The 7,332-nt window shown below is 60.6% G+C and carries 8 protein-coding genes; 5 read left to right on the forward strand and 3 right to left on the reverse strand.

What is annotated here, in order from left to right; all coding sequences use genetic code 11:
* Both ACESNG_RS02985 and ACESNG_RS02990 read left to right on the forward strand, forming a co-directional pair.
* On the forward strand, positions 1-770 hold a 770-nt coding region (locus ACESNG_RS02985), incomplete at its 5' end, for a 3-methyladenine DNA glycosylase (protein WP_373067740.1).
* 68 nt (positions 771-838) lie between these two features.
* On the forward strand, positions 839-1,030 hold the full coding sequence (locus ACESNG_RS02990) for a hypothetical protein (protein WP_373067742.1): 192 nt from the start codon (positions 839-841) through the stop codon (positions 1,028-1,030).
* Between the two features lie 124 nt (positions 1,031-1,154).
* Here the strand turns inward: ACESNG_RS02990 and kaiC are convergent, their stop codons facing one another.
* Together kaiC and ACESNG_RS03000 are read right to left on the reverse strand one after the other, a co-directional pair.
* A complete protein-coding gene (kaiC, locus tag ACESNG_RS02995; RefSeq protein ID WP_373067744.1) occupies positions 1,155-3,287 on the reverse strand; it encodes a circadian clock protein KaiC in 2,133 nt (710 codons plus the stop codon).
* Between the two features lie 359 nt (positions 3,288-3,646).
* Positions 3,647-5,194: a winged helix-turn-helix domain-containing tetratricopeptide repeat protein gene (locus tag ACESNG_RS03000; RefSeq protein WP_373061175.1), complete on the reverse strand. Its 1,548-nt coding sequence runs from the start codon at positions 5,192-5,194 to the stop codon at positions 3,647-3,649.
* Positions 5,195-5,346: 152 nt separating this feature from the next.
* Here ACESNG_RS03000 and ACESNG_RS03005 point away from each other — a divergent pair, with 152 nt between their 5' ends.
* The 3 genes from ACESNG_RS03005 (at position 5,347) to ACESNG_RS03015 (ending at position 6,576) form a co-directional block, all read left to right on the forward strand.
* Positions 5,347-5,814 (forward strand): cupin domain-containing protein, encoded by a 468-nt coding sequence (locus ACESNG_RS03005; protein WP_373061176.1) that lies wholly within the window; start codon positions 5,347-5,349, stop codon positions 5,812-5,814.
* 118 nt (positions 5,815-5,932) lie between these two features.
* Positions 5,933-6,187: a type II toxin-antitoxin system VapB family antitoxin gene (locus tag ACESNG_RS03010; RefSeq protein WP_373061177.1), complete on the forward strand. Its 255-nt coding sequence runs from the start codon at positions 5,933-5,935 to the stop codon at positions 6,185-6,187.
* Positions 6,188-6,219: 32 nt separating this feature from the next.
* Positions 6,220-6,576, forward strand: coding sequence for a type II toxin-antitoxin system VapC family toxin (locus ACESNG_RS03015; protein WP_373061184.1), 357 nt, complete (start codon positions 6,220-6,222; stop codon positions 6,574-6,576).
* A 156-nt stretch (positions 6,577-6,732) separates the two neighbouring features.
* On the opposite strand, the gene ACESNG_RS03020 is transcribed toward ACESNG_RS03015, so the two are convergent.
* Complete coding sequence (locus ACESNG_RS03020; protein ID WP_373067747.1) at positions 6,733-7,119, reverse strand: AbrB/MazE/SpoVT family DNA-binding domain-containing protein; 387 nt, start codon at positions 7,117-7,119, stop codon at positions 6,733-6,735.
* Between the last annotated feature and the right edge of the window lie 213 nt (positions 7,120-7,332).

Here is a 7,332-nt window from a genome sequence, read left to right on the forward strand (position 1 = left end):
AGGCGCATCCGGTGTACGACTTTCTGTTCCAGTATTACACATATTCGGCTGGGCAGTTGGAGGCATGGCACCCCGCGCCGCATGAGTTCCTGGTCGACACCCCGGAGGCCCGCGAGCGCTTCACCGGGCCCGTGTATCGTGCGATCGACGGCGTGATCCGGCGCGACGCGCGCGCCCTCTCATGTGAGAGTCGCGCGAAGCTGGAGAATGTGATGCAGGTCCTGACCGCCACGCGGGATCGACCCGCCAACTTTGGCTGTTACGGGATGCACGAGTGGGCGATGGTGTTCGGCGGTCATGACGTGCGCCACGCCCACATCGCTCCGCTGCGACTTCCCCAGGAGCAGGTGGACGCGTTCGTGGCGAGTCGCCCCGTAGTGTGCAGCCACTTCGATGCCTTCCGCTTCTTCGCACCGGACGCGAAGCCGATGAACCGCATCCCGCTCGAGTGGTCCACGCGCTATGACCGGGAGCAGCCCGGCTGCATCCATGCCAACATGGACCTCTACCGATGGGCGTTCACATCGATGCCATGGATCGGGAGCGATCTGCTCTGGCGGTGCTTCGAGCTCGCGACGGAGTTGCGGGTGCTCGACATGCAGGCCGGTCCCTACGACCTCCGTGCCATGGGCTTCGACCCAATTCGGGTGGAGACACCCGAGGGGAGAGATGAATACCAGCGGCGTCAGCGGGACTTGAGCGTGCGCGCGAGTGTGCTGCGGGAGCGGTTGATCGAGGTCGTGGGTGCCGTCAGGGGCGAGACAGACTGACGACGGGCGGGGCACGGTCAGATCGCTACCTGGGGAATTTCACGCGATCGGTGACAGGCCAACGAGCTATGCCGCCAGTGGCTGATGGCTGCTGGGCGGCGTTCGAGGTCAAGCGCGGGCAGGACCTGGTCGACGCCGCCGCGGCATCACTGCTCACGTTCGCGAGTCGCGTTGATACCGCGAAGTGCGGTGCGCCGGCAGCGCTCGGTGTCACTACTGCCGCTGGTACCGGTATTGGCGACCGGACGGCGTGCACGTGATTCCGATCGACACGCGGAGGCCGTAGGCGCGGAAGGGCGCCATTCCCGGGCCCGGTGCGCCGATGAAAAAGAGTCGATCGCGGCGCGAACGGGAGATCCGCCGGCAGCTCCTGCGGATCACCACTCAGAAAAAGCGCGACCCAATCTGCATCAGCGCCGCACCAATCTTTTCGGGCGACAGCACGAAGTCGACATACGTCGACGCTTGCGCACGCGTCGGCATTCCATTCACGGCCGCCGACGCGTCCTGCGCAAATGTGGTGCCGCCCTTCTCCTTGATAGACTGAACGCCAAGGGTGCCGTCGCCACCATACCCTGACATCACGATACCGATGGCGAACCCGCCCATTGCCGATGCCAACGAGACAAAAAACAAGTCGATCTGCGCGGCTCGTCTGCTGCGCGGCGTGATCACCTTGAAAATGAACGCTTCAATTTCGAGATCGGCATTGGCCTGTATCGGCATCCCCGACACCGCCACCATGGTTGGCATGCTCGAGCATCGTGACAAAATCAGCGCCAGCTGACTGTACGCATCGGGGGTGATGTGGGAAATGATGACGAACGCCATGCCGGTATCGGTCGTCAACGATTCCAGCAACGCCTTGTAGGCGTTGAGCGCACCGGCAGAGCCGCCAACTCCCACGATATAATTCGGGCGTGCCGTGCTCATGCGCGCGGCGCGTTCAGAATCGGAGGGAGGGGAGGCGTCCGGCATGGATGTACGCCTCCGGATTCGCGGTCGCCTTTCCGACCTTGCTCTTCTGCTTCGCGCCCGCAGTGGCGTCGGCATCCATCGGCATCCATCGGCATCCATCGGCATCCACGACATCCCGCTATCACTCATCACGAGCTTGTGCACATCGCTAGAATGAGCCATACCACGCGACTTGACGATATACAGTCCTCGAATGCGCTTGCGTCCCTCGCTTTCCTCCAACTCTCTCACCACGATCCAGGTGTCGATCAACGAGGACACGCCGATTTTGCCACTGTTGTCATTCTGTCTGGTCGAAGAAACAAGGCTGGTAAAAAATCCCGTGATACCGTTGGATTTGAGAGAATCAATCATACACGTGAGCATCGATTCTATTTCCATCTGGTTGCCCTGGCCAATCAGACTGGTCAGCGGATCGATGACCACCGCCTGCGGCTTGAATTCGGCGAGCATTTTGTACAGATCGAGCAAATGCATTTCCAATCCGAAGAACGACGGCCTGGTCGACACGATCAACAGCAGCCTACTATCGACCAGCGGCGCCAGATCGAATCCGATGGAACTCAAGTTTTCAATGAGGTGCCCCGGCGACTCTTCGGACGACAAGAACAGGCACCGTTCCCTGCGTTTACAGCTTTCTACTGCAAATGCCGCTGCCAAGCTCGTCTTCCCCGTGCCCGCGGTCCCGGACACGAGCACTGTACTCCCTCTGGTATATCCACCGCCGTTGAACATGGCACTCAACGACGGGATGCCAGTCGACAGTCGTTCAGATGATCCGGGTTGGTCGAGTCCCGACGAGGTAATGGGAATGACCGAGAGCCCGTTTTCATCGATGACGAATGGATACTCATTCGTACCGTGATTCGAACCGCGGTACTTGATGACACGGATGCGGCGGGTGGAGATCTGATCGCGAACCCGGTTGTCCACGAAGATGATGCCATCGGAGACGTATGCCTCCAATCCATGCCGGGTATACGTACCCTGCGTGGTCTCGCCGGTAACGAGCGCGGTCACCTTTTTGTTCTTGAGCCATCGAAACAGGCGCTTGATTTCGAGGCGGAGTATCCCGACATCGGTCACGCCGGCAAAGAGTGAATCGATGGAGTCGAGTACGACGCGTTTGGCGCCGATAGAGTCGATTGCCAACTCGAGGCGCACGAAGAGCCCTTCCAGATTGAATTCACCGTCCGACTGCACATCGCGCCGCTCCAGCAGCACATATTCGAGCAGAATCTTCCGATCGGCGACGAGGCTTAGTAAATCGAAGTTGAGTGAGGCTACGTCGGCGAACAGTTCATCGTCGTTTTCTTCGAACGACATGACGACGCCTGGCTCGTCGCGCTGCGTCGCTCCGCCGATCAGAAAATCGATGCCGAGCAATGTCTTCCCGGTTCCAGTGCCGCCGCTGAGCAGCGTGATCCGGTTTCGAGGAATACCACCTTCGGTGATTTCGTCAAAGCCTTTGATGCCGGTCAGACACTTTTTCAGCCCTCTGTTCTTCGCGGCAACGGGCGTAAGGGAGCGGTCGGTCATCGCTTGGGTCCTGGATTCCGTGACTCATGGAACAAGTGCGACATGAACGAGCGCTACAATACAGACCGCGTTCATCAATCGCCTGTTCGGGTCGTATGTACTATCGGGTGCCTGGGCTATAACTCGCGACTACGCCTTTGGCGCACGACAGGCTGCAATGAGAAATCATACAAAAGCGCGGGACACGTACAACGCAAGAGCTCGGACGATGGCCAGGTAGGCCTAAGGCCGGTACGCACTATCTGACGATAGCGCATTTATAATGCCGGTTCGCGCGTCGTCGCAGCAGAGCAAGCAGGCAAGGGACAACGGGAGACTGCACATGCCTGACGAACACGCCGTTCTCGGGCGCCGCCTCCTTAGAACCCAAGCCGTACCAGCATAGCTGTGAGACGCTCCTTCGTGTGCGCATCACGAAATGGGAACGCACGGTGGAAATCGTTCTTGTTCAGGTAGCCTGCCCGAGCGCAGGCCGACGCGGCCCAGACCTTTGCCCGGGCCTCGTCGCCATTGAGTCCGTGGGCCGCAGCCGCGATCATTTCGATTAAGGGATGCGCACCGGGTGAGTTGGCTGCTCGCTCCGCCCAATGCGCTGCCTGCGCATTGTCGTTGAGGCTCAGGTGAGACAAAGCGCGTACGCCCAGCATGCCGTACACGAAGGGATCAAGTGGGCTCAGCACAAGTGCGGCGGCGATGTTGCGTTCGCTGGAATCAGTGCTTCCAAGGTGAGCTTCGGCCCATCCCGTTGAGTATCTCGCGTGCGCGTAGTTCGGATTCAGCGCGTTGGCCCGTTCCAGCCAGGGAAGGCTGCCTTCCAGATCGTCGAACAGCCAGTGCGCTCGGCCCATCGTAAAGTGGCCGAATGGATCAAGAGGATCTCGCTCGAGGCAGTCGGCTGCGTAGCGCTGTGCGAGCTGTGCTGATTCCGCATCGTCCACATATCGCAGGAAGGCGTTCTGGAAGTGGGTGAACGACAGTCCGGCGTACGCGCGTGCAAACCCCGGCTCCATGGCAATGGCACGATGAAACAATCCGGTGGCCATGTCATTGTCCGACTTGTTGAACCGATACATGTGACGCAGGCCCAGATGATACGCTGACCAGGCATCGAGGTTTTCCGGCGATTTGAGCAGCGCGCGCTGCGCCTCATTGATGGGAATCCTGACTTCGACGGCACTCGTCACGGCGCTGATGATCTCTTCGCGTATGTCGTGTACCGCTTCGATCTTGCCGCGGAACCGCTCGCTCCAGATAATGCCTCGGTCGCTCGTGTCGCTGAGTTCGGCCGAGATCGTCATCATGCTCCCGGAGATCTCGACGACACCGGCGAGGCAGTATCGAACGTTCAATGCGCGGCGTACTTCGTCGAGACTCGTGCGGGGAGTGCTGAAGCGGAACGACGAGCCTCGTGCAATCACGAACAGCCAATGCAATCGCGACAACGCCGCAATGAGATCAGACGGCAGCGCTTCCGCGACTGGAAACTCACGCGCCGACGCGCCCAGGCATTGAAAAGGCAGGATCGCGATACTCGGGCGCGAATGCGCGATCGGCTCCACTGCCGGGGAACCCTCTTGCTTCGGGAAGCTGATGGCCGCGCGCGTGGCGACGTCGGCCACGAAGCAGAAGCCGATTCCGTGCACAGTGCGAATCAACGACTGCGCATGGCCATTGTCACCGATAGACTGCCGCACGGACTTGATCCGGCTGGAGATTGCCGACTCCGACACGATACGCCCGTCCCAGACCGTAGCGCGGATCTCGTGCTTCGAGACAGTTCGCCCGCCATTCTCAACGAGCAGCCGCAACAGCGCGAACACTTGCGGCTCCGCCGGAACGCGAACGCCTGAAGCGCGTAACTCCTGGCGGTCAGTGTCAAGCTCGAAGTCGGTGAACTGATAGATCATGCTGCGAAACGGTAGCCCATCGCTCGGGAATTCTCCAGACAATCTCCAGACAATCTCCAGATCGTCTCCAAGCTGCGGCGTCTGACGCGGGATACTTTCGCGTTCATCATATCACGTCATCACTTCGAAACCATCGACCGGGAGAACACTCTATGACGAACGCCCGTATCACAGTATTGGGAATGGTCCTGTCGCTCGCCAGCATCGCGCCGCTCGGTGCTGGCGCGCACCTGAGCGCCCAGACGGCGCCGATCACCCGCAGCGTTTCCTCGGCCCTCCAATGGGGGCCGTGCCCCGCGATCTTCCCCAAGGGATGTCAGATTGCCGTACTGAATGGCGATCCGTCGAAGCCAAATGCCGATGTGTTCCTGCGCGTACCGGGCGGCTATACGATCCCTGCCCATTCCCACACCTCCGCCGAGCGCATGATCCTGGTCGAAGGCCAGCTCACGGTTCGGTACAAGGGAGCGGCGGCAGCAGTTTTGACCCCGGGCCAGTACGCCTATGGTCCGGCAAGTCTGCCGCATGAGGCGAGGTGTAAAGGTGGCAAGTCGTGCACGCTCTTCATCGCGTTCGAAGGACCGGTGGACGCGAACGCGTATGTCGGATCATTGAAGTAACGCCCCGGCGCACGAGGTCCTCGTAAAGGAACCACAATCGAGGTGTGCACTTGATGGGGTTTGTACGGTAGTATGCCATTCATTACACAAATGGTATACTTATTCTGGCGACACGTTCATGCCCATAAGCCTCAAGAGCCCCGAAACCGAACGATTGGCGCGAACCGTTGCCGAGGCGACCGGCGAGACGATTACCGAAGCCATAACCGTCGCCCTCCGGGAACGGTTGCAGCGCCTTGAAGCCGCCCGCTCCTTCACGCAGTACGTGATGCCGATACAGCGCGTACCACAGCGAATCCGGGAGCGTCCGGTGCTCGACGCCCGTTCGGCGGACGACATCATCGGCTACAGTACCGACGGCGCGCCCGCGTGATCGTTGACACGTCGGCGGTGGTGAGCATCGCCATGGACGAACCCCATGCGCTGGATCTGCTCCACCAACTGCACCAGGCGCCCACACGCTTCATGTCCGTCGCCTCGGCCGTAGAAGCGTGTCTTGTCTTGGTCGGTCGGCTCGGCGAGGGAGGTCGCAGCGATCTCGATGCATTGCTGCGTCACCTGAAAATTGAGCTGGTCCCTGTTGACGCTGCACAATGCGCGGTGGCGCAGGAAGCCGGTGTTCGATTCGGTAACGGGCGACACGGGGCCGCGCTCAAATTCGGTGATTGCTTCAGCTACGCGCTGGCCGCGGTCCGAAATGATGAACTGCTGTGCACCGGCAACGATTTCGCGCAAACAGATATCGCGGTTGTGAGATGGTGACGGCTTCGAGATCGGGTGTCAGGTCCGTCGCCGCGATCAGGCTGTCCTTGACTGGCATCGCGCGGAAGGATGCCCGCGACGACGCCATCAACGCCGCCCACGTCAGTCCGAAGGAATGATCGGATCAGTAGAAATGTCTCGTTCGTGTGGGGTGAGTTACGCTACCACGCGTTCATCCGGCGATGACTTGGTGGCTCCGCTCGGCACGTCGGCGTCGACGAGAGACTTCTCCCGAACGTCAGAGCTGTCGGTCGACTCGGACTTGATCGGCACGAACCAGTCCGTGGCCGGACAGTCGAGGAGCCACTTCAAGGCGCCGTCATCAACGGTCATCGAACGACGCCGCAGCAGGCGCTCCCGGCTTTTGAGCCGCTCGATGTCGAACTCCTGACCGGCCTCAATGCCATCCTGTTGGCGCAGCTCGGCCGGGATCACGATCTGACCTTTGGAACTCAAGAGTGCCGAGTTCTGCGCCGACTGTTGCGCGATGACGCCAAGCGGAACATCGCGAAGGTGTATGGGTCCTGTCGTTCGACGATGCATTGTGGGAGGGCATGGGTTTCGCGCGTGGTCACGAGAAAATCCGGCAGGGTTTGGCGGAGCGCCTCTGCGTTCTCTGCAAGCTCTGCGCCTCTGCGTGATCAGTTCCACTGCCCCGTGCGCACCGTACGACGCGCCCGACTCCCGAGGGGCGGCGACAAACAGGCCGCTGAACCGATCACGCCGAGGACGCGGAGGCGCAGAGACCGCAGAGCA

Origin of the sequence: Gemmatimonas sp., from assembly GCF_041689975.1 — a bacterium.
Taxonomy (GTDB): Bacteria; Gemmatimonadota; Gemmatimonadetes; order Gemmatimonadales; family Gemmatimonadaceae; genus Gemmatimonas.